The organism is Streptomyces sp. R21, from assembly GCF_041051975.1.
Lineage (GTDB): Bacteria > Actinomycetota > Actinomycetes > Streptomycetales > Streptomycetaceae > Streptomyces.
This window is the reverse complement of the sequence record NZ_CP163435.1, coordinates 7,567,332-7,584,382: the sequence shown is the minus strand read 5'-3', so window position 1 is coordinate 7,584,382 and position 17,051 is coordinate 7,567,332. Positions and strand designations below refer to the sequence as shown.

The following is a 17,051-nucleotide window of genomic DNA, read 5'->3' as shown; positions in this document are numbered from 1 at the left end:
GAGGGCCCTCGCGCCCGGCCGACGGCGGGCCGCGGCGACCGAGGGGGACGCCCGAGCACCCCGGGTCGCGGCGCCGCCGGGACTCTGGACGCCCGCGCATGCCCCCGCACATCTCAGCCATGGTCACTGTGCTCGTACAACATTTCACTTGTGGTGACGGTGACTGCCGTGCAGGATCTTTGACTTCGGGGGATCGAGCGGGAGTGAACATGATCGGTGGACCGTACTTCGTGCTGACGGTGCTGGGGGTGCTCGGCTGCGGGATCGTGGCCGGGGTCTTCTGCGGGTTCTCGACGTTCGTGATGAGAGGACTCGCCGACCTGCCGCCCGCGCAGGGGGTCGCCGCCATGAACTCGATCAACTCCGCTGCCGTACGCCCGGCGTTCATGCTCGTGTTCGTGGGGTCGGCCGGACTGTGCGCCGTGCTCGCCGTGGTCACGTTCGTGCTGCTGCCGGACGAGGGGACGGTGGAGCTGCTGCTGGGCAGTGCGCTGTATCTGGTCGGATCGTTCGGGGTGACCGTCGTCGCGAACGTCCCGCGCAACGACGCGCTGCTCAGGATGGACCCGGGCACCCCGGAAGCCGCCACCTACTGGCGGTCGTACGTGCGCGAGTGGACGATGTGGAACCACATCCGCACGATCGCGGCGGCGGCTGCGGCGCTGTCGTACATGCTCGCCCTGACGTGAGCGGGATGCCGGGGCCTGCCCTGAGTGGCATGCGCGCACTGAGCCGAGGGACGCTCGTTCTCACCTGAGCGGCGGGGCTCGCGCGAGCGTCGTATCGTGGCGGGAAAGGAGTGCCGCCCGAAAGCCGTGGGCCGATGCCGTCCCCCGGTGGTGCGGCCCGTGCGCGCACGTACGTGAGGGAGACGGCGATGGCCGATCCCAAGGGTTTTCTCACCACACCCCGCGAGGAGTACCCGCGCCGGCCCGTCGAGGAGCGGGTGCGTGACTGGAACGAGGTGTACGTCCCCGGGGCGCTGCTGCCGATCGTCAGCAGGCAGGCCGACCGCTGCATGGACTGCGGGATCCCGTTCTGCCACGGCGCCTGCCCGCTGGGCAATCTGATCCCCGAGTGGAACGACCTGGTCTCCCGGGAGGACTGGCGGGCGGCGAGCGACCGGCTGCACGCCACGAACAACTTCCCCGAGTTCACCGGGCGGTTGTGTCCCGCCCCGTGCGAGGCGGGCTGCGTCCTCGCGATCAACCAGCCCGCCGTCACCATCAAGAACGTCGAGGTCGCCATCGCCGACCGCGCCTGGGCGGACGGGTTCACGCCGCCGCGCCCGCCGGACCGGCTCACCGGGCGGACGGTCGCCGTGATCGGATCGGGCCCCACCGGCCTTGCCGCGGCACAGCAGTTGACCCGGGTCGGGCACACCGTCGCCGTGTACGAGCGGTCCGACCGCATCGGCGGACTGCTGCGCTACGGCATCCCCGCGTTCAAGATGGAGAAGCGCCACCTCGACCGACGCCTTGAGCAGATGCGGGCGGAGGGCACGAAGTTCAGGACGTCGACAGTGATCGGGCGGGACATCGGGGCCGCCGACCTACGGGCACGCTACGACGCCGTCGTACTGGCCGTGGGCGCCACCGCCTGGCGTGAACTGCCCGTGCCGGGACGCGAACTGACGGGCATTCACCAGGCAATGGAGTACCTGCCGTTCGCCGACCGGGTGTGCGAGGGGGACCTCGATGAGTCCCCGCTGTCGGCCGCCGGAAAGCACGTCGTCATCGTCGGTGGCGGCGACACCGGAGCGGACTGCCTGGGAACGGCGGTGCGCGAGGGCGCCAAGTCCGTGACACAGCTGGACATCTATCCGCTCCCGGCGGCGGAGCGCGACGAGGACATCGAGCCCTGGCCGACGTATCCGAAGGTCTACCGGCTCTCCGCCGCGCACGAGGAGGCCCGCGACCTGGAGACGGCCCCCGCGGCCGACGCGGACGCCCGGCTCTTCGCCGCGTCCACGCTCCGCCTCACCGGCGACGAGACGGGGCGGGTGAACGCGCTGCACCTCGTCGAGGTGGACGGGCGGCGCCACCCGATCCCCGGCTCCGAGCGGACGCTCCCCGCCGACCTCGTACTGCTCGCCCTCGGCTTCTCCGGCCCCGACCGCCACGACGGCCTGATCGACCAGCTCGGCCTCACCCTCGACGCACGCGGCACGATCGCCCGCGACACGGACTTCGCGACCAACGTCCCCGGGGTGTACGTCGCCGGGGACGCGGCCCGCGGCGCCTCCCTCATCGTCTGGGCCATCGCCGAGGGCCGCGCGGTGGCGGCCGCGGTGGACCGCCACCTCACGGGTCACGCACGGCTGCCGGCGCCGATCGGGCCGTACGACCGCCCGATGACGGCGTAACCGGACCCTTGAGGCAGGTGCTCACTTGCGCTGGTCCGTGCCCGCCACCTTCGCCGTCGACAGGGCGATCCGGTTCCAGGTGTTGATCGTGAAGATCAGGGCCAGCACCTGGGCCAGTTCCTCGTCGCCGAAGTGGGCGGCGGCCTGCGCGTAGACGTCGTCCGGGACGCCGCCGTCGGCGACCAGGGTGACCGCCTCGGTGAGGGCGAGGGCCGCGCACTCCTTCTCCGTGAAGAAGTGGCGGGCCTCGCGCCACACCGCCACCATGTGCAGCCGGTCCTCGCTCTCGCCCGCCTTGCGCGCGTCGTTGGTGTGCATGTGGAGGCAGTACGCGCAGTGGTTGAGGTGCGAGGCGCGGATCTGGATCAGTTCGACGAGGGCGGGGTCGAGTCCCTGGCGGGCCGCGGCGTCGAAGCCGATGAGGGCCCGGAAGGCCTTCGGGGCTGCCTTGGCGAAGTCGAGCCGGGTCTGGCTGTGGTTGTTGATCGTGTGCCGGACGGCCGTCGTCTGCGTCGCGCCCGTGGTGCTCATCGTGTTCGTCGTCATGACCATGAATCTATGGGGTTCAGAGACCGGCGGTATGGTTCATTGCCATGGTGGAATCATGGGTCAATTCTGCGGAGCGCATCGGTGTCGATCTGCACCTGGAGGTGGCCGGGGCGGGTGGGCGTCGGGCCGCGCTGATCCGTGCGCTGCGCGAGGCCGTGCGCTCGGGGCGGCTAGCTCCGGGCACCCGGCTCCCGCCGTACCGCTCGCTCGCCGCCGACCTCGGGGTTGCCCGCAACACGGTCGCCGACGCGTACGCCGAGCTCGTCGCCGAGGGGTGGCTGACCGCGCGGCAGGGTTCGGGTACGCGGGTCGCCGAGCGGGCGAAGCCGCCGGGCGCCGCCGCGCGCGTACCCCGAAAAGCACCTCCACGCGCGCGTGGACCCCGGCACGATCTGCGGCAGGGCACCCCGGACCCGGGGTCTTTCACGCGCCGCCTGGTCCACGTCGTACCGGCGGGCGCTCCAGCAGGCGCCCAACGAAGCCTTCGGGCCCGGTGATCCGGCCGGGCGCGTGGAGCTGCGCCATGCCCTCGCCGACTACCTGGCACGCGCGCGTGGCGTGCGTACGGACCCCGAGCGGATCGTGATCTGCTCGGGCTTCGCGCACGCCCTGAGGCTGCTGTTCACCGGCCCCGGCGGGGTGTTGCGCGGATCGCTGGCCGTGGAGTCGTACGGCCTCGGTTTCCATCGCGCGCTGCTGGCCACCGCGTCCGTGACAACCGTTCCGCTGCCGCTCGACGAAGACGGCGCCCAGGTGCACGCGTTGGGCCGGGAGCGGGCCGTACTCCTCACGCCCGCACACCAGTTCCCCACTGGCGGTCCCCTGCACTCCGCGCGGCGCGCCGCCGTGATCGACTGGGCACGCGCGCGTGGCAGCGTGATTCTCGAGGACGACTACGACGGGGAGTTCCGCTACGACCGCAAGCCCGTCGGGGCCGTGCAGGGGCTGGACCCGGAGCACGTCATCCACATCGGATCGGTCAGCAAGAGCCTGTCCCCCGCACTGCGGCTGGGCTGGATGGTCCTCCCGGAGCGCTACGTCGACGGGGTCCTCGCCGCCAAGGGAGAACGCGAGGCGTGGGCGAGCGTCCTCGATCAGCTGGCGTTCGCGGACTTCATCACTTCCGGGGCTTACGACCGCCACGTGCGGCGCATGCGGCAGCGGTACCGCGGCCGACGTGACCGTCTCGTCGCCGCACTCGCCGCGCAAGCACCGCACATCGAGGTCACGGGGATCGCCGCCGGGCTGCACGCGGTGCTGCGACTGCCGCCGGGAACGGAGCGGTCGACGGTCAAGGCGGCGACCTGGCAGGGGATCGCGCTGGACGGGCTCGCGGAGTTCCGGCACCCGGAGGCGGGCACGTCAGCGCTGCCGGGACCGGACGGACCCGATGGGCTGGTCGTGGGCTATGCGACTCCCCCGGAGCATGCGTACGGGGCGGCGCTGGAGGCGTTGTGCGGGGTGCTGCCGCCGGGGTGAGGGCCAGGATTCAGGGCTTGCGCCCCACCGCCCCGTACCCCGGTACGGGCCCCTCGCCCCCGTACTCGACGATCTCGCCGAGTTCCGGCTTCCAGTCGACGGCCAACGCGACGCCGGGGTCGACGAGTTCGAGACCGTCGAAGAAGCGGCCGATCTGCTCGCCGTCGCGCAGCGCCAGGGTCATGCCGCGGGCGCGGTAGATCGCCATCGCCTTCGCGCCCTTCTCCGGGTCGGTCTCGTCCGAGGCGTGCGAGAGCATCAGGTAGCTGCCGGACGGCAGTTCGGCCAGCAGCTTCTCGACGAGTTCGTACGCGCCGTCCTCGTCGGCGATGAAGTGCAGCAGGGCGATGAGCGACAGCGCGACGGGCTGGGTGAAGTCCAGGACCTTCCTGGCCTCTTCGATGATGGTGGCCGGTTCCCGCACATCGGCCTGGAGGTACTCCGTGACCCCCTCGGGCGTGCTGCGCAGCAGGGCCTCGGCGTGGGCCAGCACGATGGGGTCGTTGTCGCAGTAGACGACGCGGGCGTCCGGCGCGACCTGCTGGGCGATCTGGTGCAGGTTGGGCTCGGTCGGGATACCGGTGCCGATGTCCAGGAACTGCCGTACGCCGTTCATCGCCAGCCAGCGGGTGGCTCGGTGCATGAACGCGCGGTTGACCTGCGCCATCGCCGGGACCCGCGGTTCGAGGGCGACCAGTTGTCTGCCCATCTCCTCGTCGACGGGGTAGTTGTCCTTGCCGCCCAGGAACCAGTCGTACATCCGCGCGGGATGGGGCTTGCTCGTGTCGATCTCGATGGGCGCCTGCCCGGTCATGACAGTCTCCGTAAACTCGTGGAACTCATGCGGCTCATCAAGGTGGTCAACTCGCATCAAGATTAGGGAACTTGAACAAGGTTGAACGGATCGCGGGGAGAAGGGGAACAGCACAGGGCCGCGCAAGGGTGCAGTTCAGGACAGCAGGAAGTCCGCCTCTCCGGCCTTCGCCCCCTGGATGAACGCGGTCATCTCGCCCGGGGTGTAGATCAGCGCCGGGCCGTCGGGGTCCGCGGACTGCCGGACCGCGATACGTCCGTCGGCGAGCTTCATCGCCTCCAGGCAGTTGCCTCCGTTGCCACCGCTCCACGGCTTGTGCCAGCCCTCACTGCCCAGTTCACGTGCAGGCATCCCGTTGTAGATCCGCACGTCGCGCCCCTCGCGCCCGTTGCGTATCCGCGGCTTGATGCGTTCCATTCACAGCTCCTTGCGGAGATCCGTGAGGATCTCCTTCGTGCGATGTGCCGTGGCGGCCTGAGCCGCCATGCGGTCCATGACCTCGAGGTGGGTCGCCACCTCCGAGCGCGAGTCCAGATAGACCGCGCCGGTCAGGTACTCGCTGTAGACCATGTCCGGGAGTTCCGGCATGGCAAAGCGGAACAGCACGAAGGGCCCGTACGTACCCGGGTGCGGCCCCGCGGCGAACGGGGCGACCTGCAAAGTCACGTTGGGCAGCTTCGCGATGTCGAGCAATTTGTCGATCTGGGCGCGCATCACCTCCGGGCCGCCGACGTGGCGGCGCACGGCCGTCTCGTCCATGACGACCCAGAACCGGGGTGCGCCCTCCCGGGTGAGCAGGTCCTGCCGTTGCATGCGCAGCGCCACATGGCGCTCGATGTCCTCGGGCCTGGTCTGGCCGATGGCGCCCGACAACAGCACGCCGCGCGCGTAGTCCTCGGTCTGCAACAGCCCCGGCACGAAGTGGGGTTCGTACGAGCGGATGAGCGCGGCCGCGCCCTCCAGGCTGACGTGCATCGAGAACCAGCCCGGCAGGATGTCGTGGAACCGCTGCCACCAGCCGGGCTTGTTGGCCTCCTCCGCCAGTTGGACGAAGGCCTCAGCCTCGTCGTCGGAGATGCCGTACGACTTCAGCAGGAGCTGGAGGTACGGAATTTTGAGGGAGACCTCGGCCATCTCCATACGCCGGACCGTGGCGGGCGCGACCCGCAGGATGCGGGCGGCCTCCTCGCGCTTGAGACCCGCGCGTTCCCGCAGGTCCAGCAGGCGTCGGCCGAGGACGACCTGACCGACCGTCGGCGCGGACCGCGGTTCGCTCACGTCCCACCTCCCTGAGTCCGGACAGCCCGGGCGGCGCCGTCCGGATGCTTCTTCTGCTGCTCCGCAGATCCCAACTGGCGCCGCTCAACTGGTTGTTGCGAGCAGTGTGCCACGCGCCCTCGCGGCGTCACATGGCACTCTGCATTTTCCATAGTGACACTTGCCAAGTGTTCACGGCGGGGCGATAGTGGCAAGCGTGACTCCGTCCGCGCCGTTAGGAACAGACGCCGCCGAAGACCGTTCCGGTCTGCGCGCCGCCCCAGGGTTCAGCCCCGGCGCGGCCGCCGAACGCCGGTTCCGCTTCGAGCTGGCCGCCCATCCGGGCTCCGTCTCCCGGGCACGGCAGCTGACGCGCTCCAGACTGACCGGCTGGGCGGTGTGCGAGGACACCGTCGACACAGCCACCCTGGTCGTCTCCGAGCTGGTCACCAACGCGATCGTGCACAGCGCCGGCGAGCACGTCGTCTGCGAGCTGCACGACGGGGACGACCTGGTACGGATCGCCGTACTCGACGAGGGATGCGCTCCCGATGAGCCGCACCCCTCTCCAGAGCGTCCCGAGGAGGAGCACGGGAGGGGATTGCTCCTCGTCTCGGCCCTGTGCAGGGCATGGGGGGCCCAGGACACCGGGCCGGGACTGCTGGTCTGGGCGGAGCTGCCGCGCGGGGCGGACGGGACTCCCTCCGGGGATCCGGCCGGCTCGTCGGTGCCGTCCAACCGGGACCTGTCGTGTTCCGGCGACAGGTCCCACCCGGCGTCCGCCGACACCGAAGCCCGGGGCGACCTCGGGTGGAGCGCGAAGAAGCCGCCGGCCGACGGGCGGGGGGACGGGACGGAAGCCTCCCGCGGCGATGGCGCGGAAGCGTCCCAGGGAAACGGGACGGAAGCGTCCTGGGGCAAGCAGGCCACGGGGGTCTCCCCGATCGAGCCGATCGAGCACATCACGGAGAACGAGCAGATCAAGCACAGCCGGGATTGGGGAGGCGCGTGAAGGAGACGTCGGTGAACGGATCAGGAACTCGGCCTCGGCCTCGATCTCAGTCCGGGGCCGGCAGCGCCTTCGGAACCGCCCAGATCCTGACCCTGGACACGCTGGTGCGCCTCAAGCGCTCCCAGCGGACGTCCGGGGCGCCCAGACGTCTCGCCCTGCCCGACGGCATGACGGCACCGCTCGGCTGCGACGCGGTGGTCGCCCCCGCCCACCTGGGACCGCTGGTACTGCCCCGGCTGCCGCGCGTCGGCTGTGTCTACGCCGACAGGTCGCACTGGTGGTGGATCGTGCCCTCCGACTCCGACGTCGCCCTGGACTGGCCCGCGCCCACGCACTACGCCACGGGAGCGCTCGTCCCGGACGCGCCCGGCGTTCCCGGGCTCATCCACACCCCGGACGGCACCCTTCCGTACACCCCGCCGATCCCCCTCTATCTGGCGCTGTGCCGGGTGACGGGCACGACCCCCGTCTGGTCGCGCCCGATCAGCGCGTGAGGCTCACTCAAAGCGCGGATCAGCGCGTGAGGCGCGCTCAAAGCGCGTCACAAGGCCCGCCGAGTCACCGGAAGGCCGCCACCGCCCGGTGACCAGGCGGTACCCGGTGACCGAGCGCATGCTCGGTCACCGGTGTACGTCGCCTCAGCCCAGCGCCCGCTTCACGAGCTCGGCGATCCGCGCCTCGACTTCGGCCGTCACCTCGGTCAGGGCGAACCCGGCCGCCCACATCGTGCCCTCGTCCAGCTTCGCCAGGTCGCTGAAGCCGAGCGTCGCGTAGCGCGCCTTGAACTTCTCCGCGCTCTGGAAGAAACAGACGACCTTGCCGTCCAGCGCGTAGGCGGGCATCCCGTACCAGAGCTTCGGCGCAAGGTCCGGGGCGCCGGCCGTGATGACGGCATGGACGCGCTCGGCCATGATCCGGTCCGAGTCCTGCATCTCGGCGATCTTCGCGAGTACGTCCTGCTCCGCCTGTGCCGCCTTGTCCGCGCGCGATCCGCGGCGCGCCGCCGTCTTCAGCTCTTGGGCGTGGTCCTTCATCGCGGCCCGCTCCTCGGCCGTGAACCCCTCGTGCGTGCTTCTCTCGCTGCTGCTCATGTCAGCTCTCCCCCTGTTTCCCATGTGCGGATCCGGATGTCCGCGTGATGATGCAGTCTTCTCCAAACCCCGCTCGGTTGCGACGCGTTCAAGGTCATCGCGCCCGGAAAATCCGTTGCCGACGAGGGTGGCTGGCTGCGTACGTGGGGATGCACCGTTCGTCCACTCCCAGGGGAGGTCAATGGTGGGACAGAAGAAGCGCGGTGAGGCCCAACCCGCGCCCTCCGAATCGGAGTTACTGCTCTTCGGCGGTCCGCTCCGCTACGACATGGGCTGGAACCGGCACTCCGACGCGTTCCTGGAGCTGAGCTTCCGTGCCATGGTGACGCGGCTGCCGTCGCTGCTCGCGTCCAGTTTCCGGCTCGCCTGGAAGGCGGACCCTCGCGCCGCCCGTGTGGTGCTGGCCGCCGAGGTGACCCGGGGCGCGGCCCAGGCGGTGAGCCTGCTCGCGGTCAACAGTGTGCTGGGCCGGGTGATGGCGGGCGGCACGGTCGAGGACCGGCTGCGTGGCGCGGTCCCGGCGCTGGTCACGGTCGCCGCCGTGATGCTGCTGGCCGCACTGCTGCGGGCGTTGTCGACGTACGCCACCGGCCGCCTGGAACCGAAGGTGGAGCGGGTGGCCACCGAGCTGTATCTGGAGCGGGCGGCGGCCGTGGAGCTGTCCGCGATCGAGGACGACGCCTTCCACAAGCTGCTGGACACGGCTCAGTACGGCGCCGCGTCCGCCCGGCGCATGATCTCGATCGCCACGCAGGTGGTGAACGCGCTGATCTCGCTGATCGCGGCGGCGGGCGTGCTGACCGTGCTGCACCCGGCGCTGCTGCCGCTCCTGGTGATGATGACGCTGCCGAGCGCGTGGAGCGCCCTGACGATCGCCCGGCGCCGCTACGAGTCCTTCCACGCCTGGGTGCAGCACGCCCGGGCCGGCCGTCTCATCGGCCAGCTGCTGACCGAGCCCGCCGCGGCCCCGGAGATCCGCGTGCACGGCGTCGGGCCGTTCCTGCTGCGCCACTTCCACTCGATGTCGGAGACCGCCGAGGTCGAACAGGCCCGCCTGGCCCGGCTGGCGGCCCGTACCGGTCTGATCGCCGCGGCCTGGACGGGCCTCGCCACCGTGGCGACGTACGCGACGCTGGGCGGTCTGCTGCTCGCCGGCGCGATGGCACTCTCCGTCGCCGGCACCGCCGTGATCGCGATCCGCACGGGTTCCGCGAGCCTCGACACACTCGTCCTGGAGGTCAACTCCCTTCATGAGGAAGCCCTGTTCGTGGGTGATCTCCAGCGTCTGTACGTCGAGGCGGCCGAGCGCGCGATCCCGGTGGGCGGCACGGCACTGCCCGACGATCCGGGTGAAATCCGCTTCGAGAACGTCACGTTCAGCTATCCGGGCGAGTCGACCCGGCCCGCGCTCGACGATGTGACACTCAGCGTCCCGCTCGGCAAGATCGTGGCGCTCGTCGGCGAGAACGGCTCGGGCAAGACGACACTGGTCAAGCTGCTCGCGGGCCTGTACGCGCCCGAGAGCGGCCGGATCCTGTGGGACGGCGTCGACGCGGCGGGCGCCGACCGGCACCAACTCGCCGAGCGCATCGCGATGGTGGCGCAGGACTTCAAACGGTGGCCGTTCACGGCCCGGGTCAATGTCGCGGTCGGACGCGCCTCGGCGCCGCTGACCGATGAACGCCTGGTCTCATCGGTCGCCGAGGCCGGTGCGGAGGACGTCGTGGCGGATCTGCCGCGCGGCCTCGACACGCTGCTCGCCCGCGGCTTCAGCGGCGGGCACGAGCTGTCGGGCGGTCAGTGGCAGCGGCTGGGCATCGCGCGCGCCGCGTACCGGCGCGGTCGCATCCTCATCGTGGACGAGCCGACGGCGGCGCTCGACGCCCGGGCCGAGCTGGAGGTCTTCGAGAAGATCCGCGCCCTGGCGGGCACCGGTCAGACGGTCATCCTCATCACGCACCGGCTGGCGTCGGTGCGCCACGCCGATCTCGTGCACGTCCTCGACCAGGGCCGCCTCGCGGAGTCCGGCACCCCGGACGAGCTGCTGGCCACGGGCGGCATCTACGCGGAGCTGTACTCGCTCCAGGCCGACCAGTTCACGGCGAAGGTGCCCGCGAAGGTCCCTTTGAAGGAGACCGGCTGACCTCTTGAAAGAGACCGGCTGACCTCGGGCCGACCGCTGTCGGAAACCGACCGACCTCACTCGGCGGCGGTCGCACCCCGCACGATCACCAGGAAGGCGTCCGTGGAGAGATCCATGACGACTTCCGCGGCCTGGCCCCGCAGGCGGCACGCCTGCGCGAACTCCTCCGCGGGCCACGAACCTCGCGGCCCGCCGGCGGGAAAGCGCTCCAGCACCATTCGCCCGTTCACCCTGCACCTCCATGTCGCGCTCTACTCAAAGAGTTAAACGCCAACGATGGGGTGAACGGCTCGGGAAGTGACGGTACTGAGACGTAGTCGACACTTGATGACCACTTCGTTGTGAGGGAAATCTCGCTGACCTCACGTTTCGTGTCACTTCTTGTACGCGTCGTACTCGCCGTTCCCGTCGTTCCCGCCGTGACAGCGAATTCAGTCCTCGTACTCGTCGTGATACCGGATGCGCTCGCTGCCCGCCGGCGCACCCAGCGCCGACGCGCGCCCCCTGGGCTCCTCCCACTCCTCCTGCCGGCCGAGTGCCGTGAGGTCCAGGAAGCTGGTCGTGGAGCCGAGCCCGTCGAGCCCGCGCTCGTACGTGGAGTAGGTGTGGAAGACGCGGTCTCGGTCGCGCAGGAAGCAGCTCACGCCGGGCCGCTCGCCGCCGGTCTCCCCGGCAGGTTCAAGGGTGACCTGGAAGTCGTGGTTGAAGTCGGTGCCGTACGACGAGTACCAGGGCGCCGTCCAGCCCATCCGGGCCTTGAAGGGAAGGATCTTCGTGTACGGCGCCCGGGAGATCGCCGCGAACTCGGTTCCCCTGGCCCGCAGATGGGCCAGGTGCCCGATCTGGTCGAGGAATGCCGAGCAGCTGCGGCAGCCCGCGTCCCACTCCGGGGCGAACATGAAGTGGTAGACGACGAGTTGGTCGCGTCCGCGGAACAGATCGAGCAGCGTCGCCTTCCCGTCGCCGCCCTCGAACACGTACTCCTTGCCGACCTCGACCATCGGCAGCCGGCGCCGCTCAGCGTTGAGCGCGTCCCGCGCCCGCGTGGCGGCCTTCTCCTTGGCCAGCAGTTCCTCGCGCGCGGCGCGCCACTCCTCATGCGAGACGACCTGCGGAAGCGTCATGTGCTCCTCCTCCGGAACGCTGTAGGACGGCCCCTTCTCTGTGGTGGACCGGTGGGAGAAGCGGAACTCATCGCCGGAGCGAGAAGAATTTTCCCGCACGAGACGGGATCAGGACCGGATCACGGCCGGATCAGGGCCGGATCACGGCCGGATCACGGCCGGATCAGGGCCGGATCACGGCCGGATCAGGGCCGGATCACGGCCGGATCAGGGCCGGATCACGGCCGGATCAGGGCCGGATCAGTAGGTGACCGGCAGCGTGAGCAGGCCGCGGGAGCGCAGGGACGGCCGCCATCGCGGTGCGGCCTCTTCGGGTGCGAGGTCGGGCAGGCGCTCCAGCAGTGCGGCGAGCGCGATCTCCGTCTCCATCCGGGCGAGGGGTGCGCCCAGGCAGTAGTGGATGCCGTGGCCGAGCGCGAGGTGTCCGGAGGTGTCGCGGCCGATGTCGAGGCGGTCGGGGTCGGGGAAGCGGCTGGGGTCGCGGTTGGCGGCGGACAGCGACAGTAGGACGGTCTCGCCCGCGGGAACGACGACCTCGCCGATGGTGACGTCCTCGACGGGGAAGCGTCGGATGGCGAGCAGCGCGGGCCCTTCGTGGCGGGCGAACTCCTCGACGGCTGCGGGAAGTTGGGATGGGTCCTCGCGGAGGGCGGCGAGCTGCTCGGGGTGGCGCAGGAGTGCTGACACCGCGTTCCCGATGAGCTGGACCGTGTTCTCGTATCCGGCGAAGAGGATGAGGAAGGCGAGTGACATCAGCTCGTCCTCGGTGAGCCGGTCGCCCTCCTCCTGGACGGCGATGAGGTCGGAGAGCAGGTCGTCGTCGGGCTCCTTGCGCTTGTCGGCGAGGAGCCCGGTGAAGAAGCCGAGCATCGCCATGACGGCCTGTTTGGTGATGTCCAGGCGCGCCGGGTCGGGGGTGACGAGCGGGTTGGTCCAGGCGCGGAAGTCACGTCGGTGCTCGTGCGGGACGCCCAGCAGGTCGCAGATGACGGTGATCGGCAGGGGTGTGGCGTAGGAGGCCATGAGGTCGGTGCGGCCGTGCGTGCCGAGGGCGTCGAGGAGCCGGTCGGCGGTCTCCCGGATGGGGGCGCGCAGTTGCTCGACACGGCGCGGGGTGAAGGCGCGTCCGACCAGGCGCCGGATGCGGGTGTGGTCCGGCGGGTCCATGTTCAGGAGATTGGCGTCCAGGGCGGGCGGAAGGGCGAGCCCCCGGTAATTGCCAGGCAGCGCATGCTTCTTGTCCAGCGAGAGCAGCGGGTTGGCGAGGGCCTCACGTACGTCGTCGTACCGCGTCACCAGCCAGGCGGGCTTGCCGTCGGTGCCGGCGATGCGGTGCACGGACGCGGTGTCGCGCAGGCGCCGGTACACGTCGTACGGGTGGTCGAGAAGGCCGTCGGCAAGATCCATGACTCCACCCTAGGGGGCTGGGTGCGCCAGGACGCCGAGGGGATCACGGACTGCCGGACTCCGTGACGCCCTGGGCCAGTTGGCCCATGACGTCGAGGATTCCGTGGCCGAAGGCGGTGGGGGCGATCAGCACGCCGAACGCCAGCGCGATGGCCACGGTCAGCCACTGGTCGGACCGGCTTCGGGCCTCCACGCGACGGCGCATTCGCACATAGATGATGACAGCGAGCAGCACCGCTAAGTCAATCGTCAGTTCCACCCGGCCCAGCCTCCCGTCGGACGAGGACGTCTCGGCTTTCTTGTGTAGCGTGAAACCACCTGAAGCGACCGATCGGTTACCCAGGGTTGGCGCCAAAGTGCCGCTCCGGGACCGGTTTTGAGGTCTTGCAGACTCTTCAGGTCTCGTAATTCTTCAGGTCTGGTAATCCTGGATCCGGCGACCATGGCTCCGGTCGAGGAGTGCTGGTGTCCGCTCCCCCAACTCCCGTACGGCCGAGGGCAGATCGATGGTCAGCAGCTCGCGGTCCCGCATCAGCACGTGTCCGTCGACGATCGTCGTGCGTACGTCACTGGAGCGGGCGCTGTGCACGAGGGTGGCGGCGAGGTCGTGCACGGGCTGGGTGTGCGGGCCGGTGAGGTCGACCAGGACGATGTCGGCGCGGCGGCCCGGCGCGATGCTGCCGATCGTCTCGCCGAGCCCGACCGCCCGGGCGCTCTGGAGCGTTGCGTGGTGCAGCGCTTGACGCGATGTCAGCCAGCGGGGGTCGCCCGTGGTCGACTTCTGGATGAGGGCGGTGAGCGCCATCGACTCCCACACGTCGAGGGAGTTGTTGGACGCGGCGCCGTCCGTGGCGAGCCCGACGGGGATGCCGATCTCGCGCAGGGCTCGTACAGGTGTGGTGGTGGGCCAGGCGAACTTCAGATAACCGCGGGGCGCGGTGGCGACGGCGACCTCTCCTGCGGCCCGCTCCAGGACAGGCAGGTCGCGGTCGATGATGCCGGTGCCGTGCGCGATGAGCACGTCGGCGTCGAACAGCCCTGCGCGCTCCAGGACTTGAATGGGTGTGACGCCGTGCCGGGCGAGGCTGATGTCGGTCTGCTCGCGGTTCTCGGAAGCGTGGATGTGCACGGGCAGGCCGTGTTCACGGGCGAGTTCGGCGGTGGCGGCGAGGTCGGCGTCGTCGACGGTGTAGGGGGCGTGCGGGGCGAGGGCGGTGGTGATGCGGCCGCCCGTGCCGCCCCGGTGTCGTAGCGCAAACTCCAGGGATTTCTCCCGGCCTTGGGCGCCCTGGGAAGAGAAGTACGCCTCCCCGAGGTGGGCCCGGATCCCGCACTCGGTGACGGCGGCGGCGACCTCGTCCATGGAGAAGTAGTGGTCCGCGAAGCAGGTGACGCCGCCGCGGATCATCTCGGCACAGGCCAGCCGGGCGCCCAACTCCACGTCCCGCGCGGTGAGGTTGGACTCCATGGGCCAGACGACGTCGTTGAACCACTCCTCGGTGGGCAGGTCCTCGGCGACGCCGCGCAGCGCGACCATCGGGGCGTGCGTATGGCAGTTGATCAGGCCGGGCATCGCGACCTGGCCGCGTGCGTCGATGCGCTCGGCGGCTGCGAGGTCCGCTGCGGCGGCAGCGCTCGTCACTGACTCGACGACCCCGCCTCGTACGACGATCGCCGCGTCCTCCTCGAACCCGATCCGATCATGATCGTCGTGCGTGAGAACGGTGCATCCGGTGATGATGAGGTCAGCGGGAGACGACGTCATGCCGTCACCGTACGGCGCGGTCGTCCCTCTGGGGGACGTGAACCACGCATCCTGTCCCCGCTCTGTCGCGGCGGCGGCCGCGCGGGCACTCTGGCGACACCACGGCCGACGACATCGCTCCTGACGGCAGCACGCCTTCGGAAAGCGTCTTTGGCCTTCGGAAAGAGCCTTCGAAAGGGGCCCGGCATGCTCTTCGGCACCTGGAACCTGGAGAACCTTTACCGGCCCGGCGGCCCGTTCGGCCCCCAGGACAAGGCGGCGTACGAGACGAAGCTCGCCGCTCTGGCCACCGTCATCGCGGAACTCGACCCGACCCTGCTGGGCGTCCAGGAGGTCGGCGACCCGGAGGCCCTGGCGGACCTGGCCGGAATACTGGAGGGCGACTGGCACATCGCGCTCTCCGAGCACCCGGACGACCGCGGCATCCGGGTCGGCTTCCTCAGCCGCGACCTCGTGCCCCGAGTGCTCGCCGACACGATCGCCTTCCCCGAGCGGCTGCGACCCGTGCAGGGCGACGACGCCGGGAACCTCGTGTCACGGACGGGCCGCGGCTTCCTCGCGGTGGAGATCGCGAGCCGGGCGCTGACCCTGACGGTGGCCGTCTGCCATCTGAAGTCGAAGCTGCTGTCGTACCCCGGCGGCCGCTTCCAGCCACGCAACGAGGGCGAGCGGGCCCGCTACGGCGCGTACGCCCTGTACCGGCGCACCGCCGAGGCCGCGGCCCTGCGTGCCCTGGCCGACGAGCTGCTCGCGGGCGAGGGCCGCGAACGGGACCTGGCCGTCCTCGGCGACATGAACGACGAGGTCCTGGCCGCGACCACGCAGATCCTGCTCGGCCCGCCCGGCTCCGAGATCGGCACCCCCGGCTACGACCACCCGGACCAGGGCGACGCCACCCGCCTGTGGGACGTGGCCCCGCTCATCCCCGTCGAGCAGCGCTACTCCCGCATCAACTCGGGCCGCCGTGAACTGATCGACCACATCCTGGTCAGCCACCGCCTCGTCCACCGAGTCACCGAGGCGGGCACGGGCCTGCCCGGCGACGGCACGCTCGCCCTGCCGTCGGTCGGGCCGGACCCGACGGCGCGACAGGGTGCGCCGGGGTCGGATCACGCACCGGTCTGGGTGCGGGTGGGGCCCTGATCAGCCGACGCGGATGTTGCAGCAGCGATGAGTTTTCCCGGCCGGGAGAGTCTCACCACCGTTGCCGACAACACAGGAGGAAACACGTGGCTCAGCTGCTGAGGGTCCAGAATTTCAACGTCTCGAGTGACGGAATCGGTGCAGGCGAGGACCAGAGCCTGGAGCGTCCGTTCGGCCTCGACGGTGCCGAACGGCTGTTCGCCTGGGCCGGCGCCACGGCGAGCTGGCCGATGCGTACCGACCCCGGGGGGAGCCGGGGCCTCGACGACCACTTCACGCGGGACTTCGCGCGCAACATCGGCGCCGAGATCATGGGCCGCAACAAGTTCGGGCCCCAGCGCGGGCCTTGGCAGGACCACGACTGGCGCGGCTGGTGGGGCGACGAGCCCCCGTTCCGCACCCCGGTGTTCGTCCTGACCCACCACAAGCGTCCTTCGATCACGCTCTCCGACACCACGTTCCACTTCGTCGACGGCGACCCGGCCACGGTCCTCGAACAGGCACGGGCGGCGGCGCAGGGCAAAGACGTCCGACTCGGCGGCGGTGTCACCACCCTCAGGGAGTTCCTCGACGCCGACCTCGTCGACACCATGCATGTGGCGGTCTCGCCGGTGAAGCTCGGCTCCGGACTACGCCTGTGGGAGTCACCCGACGAGTTGCGCGACCGGTTCCACCTGGAGGTCGTGCCGAGCCCGAGCGGCGTGACGCACCATCTGTTCTGGCGGAAGTGAGACAGGGGCTCACCAGGTCCCGTAGAAGAGCGCAGGGAGCCTTGAGCCTCGGCTCGATTAGCCTCGCGGCCGCCGCGGCCACCGGGCCAGGCGCCGAAGGCTCGTGCGGCCTCCGCGACGGCGCGCCGGAAGAGACTTCTGGCTCTCGGCGCCCCGTTGCCTCGCGTCGTT

The 17,051-nt window shown here is 70.4% G+C and carries 17 protein-coding genes and 1 pseudogene; 8 read left to right on the top strand and 10 right to left on the bottom strand.

Going from position 1 to position 17,051, the window contains the following annotated elements; all coding sequences use genetic code 11:
- Positions 1–209: 209 nt before the first annotated feature.
- Together AB5J56_RS33665 and AB5J56_RS33660 are read left to right on the top strand one after the other, a co-directional pair.
- Positions 210–689, top strand: coding sequence for a DUF1772 domain-containing protein (locus tag AB5J56_RS33665; protein ID WP_369238257.1), 480 nt, complete (start codon positions 210–212; stop codon positions 687–689).
- 188 nt (positions 690–877) lie between these two features.
- Positions 878–2,365, top strand: coding sequence for a glutamate synthase subunit beta (locus AB5J56_RS33660; protein WP_369238255.1), 1,488 nt, complete (start codon positions 878–880; stop codon positions 2,363–2,365).
- Positions 2,366–2,386: 21 nt separating this feature from the next.
- Here AB5J56_RS33660 and AB5J56_RS33655 read toward each other — a convergent pair whose 3' ends face one another.
- Positions 2,387–2,917 carry a carboxymuconolactone decarboxylase family protein gene (locus AB5J56_RS33655; RefSeq protein WP_369238253.1) on the bottom strand — a complete coding sequence of 177 codons (531 nt, stop codon included), beginning with the start codon at positions 2,915–2,917 and terminating at the stop codon, positions 2,387–2,389.
- Positions 2,918–2,958: 41 nt separating this feature from the next.
- On the opposite strand from AB5J56_RS33655, the pseudogene AB5J56_RS33650 reads away from it, so the two are divergent.
- A pseudogene (locus tag AB5J56_RS33650) lies at positions 2,959–4,393 on the top strand (PLP-dependent aminotransferase family protein).
- Positions 4,394–4,403: 10 nt separating this feature from the next.
- Here the strand turns inward: AB5J56_RS33650 and AB5J56_RS33645 are convergent.
- The 3 genes from AB5J56_RS33645 to AB5J56_RS33635 all read right to left on the bottom strand — a co-directional run bounded on the left by AB5J56_RS33645 (position 4,404) and on the right by AB5J56_RS33635 (position 6,485).
- Complete coding sequence (locus AB5J56_RS33645; protein ID WP_369238251.1) at positions 4,404–5,207, bottom strand: SAM-dependent methyltransferase; 804 nt, start codon at positions 5,205–5,207, stop codon at positions 4,404–4,406.
- A gap of 135 nt (positions 5,208–5,342) precedes the next feature.
- On the bottom strand, positions 5,343–5,624 hold the full coding sequence (locus AB5J56_RS33640; RefSeq protein WP_369238249.1) for a DUF397 domain-containing protein: 282 nt from the start codon (positions 5,622–5,624) through the stop codon (positions 5,343–5,345).
- Entirely contained in the window at positions 5,625–6,485 is an 861-nt protein-coding gene (locus tag AB5J56_RS33635) for a helix-turn-helix transcriptional regulator (RefSeq protein WP_369238247.1), read from the bottom strand. It lies immediately after the preceding gene.
- A gap of 160 nt (positions 6,486–6,645) precedes the next feature.
- Here AB5J56_RS33635 and AB5J56_RS33630 point away from each other — a divergent pair, with 160 nt between their 5' ends.
- Both AB5J56_RS33630 and AB5J56_RS33625 read left to right on the top strand, forming a co-directional pair.
- The gene (locus tag AB5J56_RS33630; protein ID WP_369238245.1) at positions 6,646–7,476 is read left to right on the top strand and encodes an ATP-binding protein; all 831 of its coding nucleotides are present in this window, start codon (positions 6,646–6,648) and stop codon (positions 7,474–7,476) included.
- 83 nt (positions 7,477–7,559) lie between these two features.
- A complete protein-coding gene (locus tag AB5J56_RS33625) occupies positions 7,560–7,970 on the top strand; it encodes a hypothetical protein (protein ID WP_369242960.1) in 411 nt (136 codons plus the stop codon).
- 144 nt (positions 7,971–8,114) lie between these two features.
- Here AB5J56_RS33625 and AB5J56_RS33620 read toward each other — a convergent pair whose 3' ends face one another.
- On the bottom strand, positions 8,115–8,567 hold the full coding sequence (locus tag AB5J56_RS33620) for an iron chaperone (RefSeq protein WP_369238243.1): 453 nt from the start codon (positions 8,565–8,567) through the stop codon (positions 8,115–8,117).
- A gap of 181 nt (positions 8,568–8,748) precedes the next feature.
- On the opposite strand from AB5J56_RS33620, the gene AB5J56_RS33615 reads away from it, so the two are divergent.
- Complete coding sequence (locus tag AB5J56_RS33615; RefSeq protein WP_369238241.1) at positions 8,749–10,710, top strand: ABC transporter ATP-binding protein; 1,962 nt, start codon at positions 8,749–8,751, stop codon at positions 10,708–10,710.
- Between the two features lie 56 nt (positions 10,711–10,766).
- Here AB5J56_RS33615 and AB5J56_RS33610 read toward each other — a convergent pair whose 3' ends face one another.
- The 5 genes from AB5J56_RS33610 to AB5J56_RS33590 form a co-directional block, all read right to left on the bottom strand.
- Complete coding sequence (locus AB5J56_RS33610; protein ID WP_369238239.1) at positions 10,767–10,940, bottom strand: hypothetical protein; 174 nt, start codon at positions 10,938–10,940, stop codon at positions 10,767–10,769.
- Between the two features lie 201 nt (positions 10,941–11,141).
- Positions 11,142–11,834: a DUF899 domain-containing protein gene (locus AB5J56_RS33605; RefSeq protein ID WP_369238237.1), complete on the bottom strand. Its 693-nt coding sequence runs from the start codon at positions 11,832–11,834 to the stop codon at positions 11,142–11,144.
- A 240-nt stretch (positions 11,835–12,074) separates the two neighbouring features.
- Positions 12,075–13,241: a cytochrome P450 gene (locus AB5J56_RS33600; RefSeq protein ID WP_369238235.1), complete on the bottom strand. Its 1,167-nt coding sequence runs from the start codon at positions 13,239–13,241 to the stop codon at positions 12,075–12,077.
- A gap of 43 nt (positions 13,242–13,284) precedes the next feature.
- Positions 13,285–13,500 (bottom strand): hypothetical protein, encoded by a 216-nt coding sequence (locus AB5J56_RS33595; protein ID WP_369238233.1) that lies wholly within the window; start codon positions 13,498–13,500, stop codon positions 13,285–13,287.
- Between the two features lie 153 nt (positions 13,501–13,653).
- Positions 13,654–15,006 (bottom strand): amidohydrolase, encoded by a 1,353-nt coding sequence (locus AB5J56_RS33590; RefSeq protein WP_369238231.1) that lies wholly within the window; start codon positions 15,004–15,006, stop codon positions 13,654–13,656.
- Between the two features lie 186 nt (positions 15,007–15,192).
- Here AB5J56_RS33590 and AB5J56_RS33585 point away from each other — a divergent pair, with 186 nt between their 5' ends.
- Positions 15,193–16,149: an endonuclease/exonuclease/phosphatase family protein gene (locus AB5J56_RS33585; RefSeq protein WP_369238229.1), complete on the top strand. Its 957-nt coding sequence runs from the start codon at positions 15,193–15,195 to the stop codon at positions 16,147–16,149.
- 86 nt (positions 16,150–16,235) lie between these two features.
- The gene (locus AB5J56_RS33580) at positions 16,236–16,880 is read left to right on the top strand and encodes a dihydrofolate reductase family protein (RefSeq protein WP_369238227.1); all 645 of its coding nucleotides are present in this window, start codon (positions 16,236–16,238) and stop codon (positions 16,878–16,880) included.
- Positions 16,881–17,051 lie beyond the last annotated feature (171 nt).